This window comes from Burkholderia sp. BKH01 (genome assembly GCF_025685725.1).
Classification (GTDB): domain Bacteria; phylum Pseudomonadota; class Gammaproteobacteria; order Burkholderiales; family Burkholderiaceae; genus Burkholderia; species Burkholderia pyrrocinia_C.
This window is the reverse complement of sequence record NZ_JAOTQT010000075.1, coordinates 1-265: the sequence shown is the minus strand read 5'-3', so window position 1 is coordinate 265 and position 265 is coordinate 1. Positions and strand designations below refer to the sequence as shown.

The 265-nt window shown below is 64.2% G+C and carries 1 protein-coding gene; it reads left to right on the top strand.

Annotated features, from left to right (window positions below; genetic code table 11):
• Positions 1-265: hypothetical protein (locus tag OEJ37_RS34880; protein ID WP_263349545.1), on the top strand; the 265-nt coding region annotated here is incomplete at both ends.

Here is a 265-nt window from a genome sequence, read left to right as displayed (position 1 = left end):
ATACGACCAACAACGGCACGCTGCGCGCGGAGAAGTTGCTCTCCGCGATGGGCAAACTGACCAACAGCGGCACGCTCGAGGCCGGCGACGTCAAGGTCACGGGCAATACGACCAACAACGGCACGCTGCGCGCGGAGAAGTTGCTCTCCGCGATGGGCAAACTGACCAACAGCGGCACGCTCGAGGCCGGCGACGTCAAGGTCACGGGCAATACGACCAACAACGGCACGCTGCGCGCGGAGAAGTTGCTCTCCGCGATGGGCAA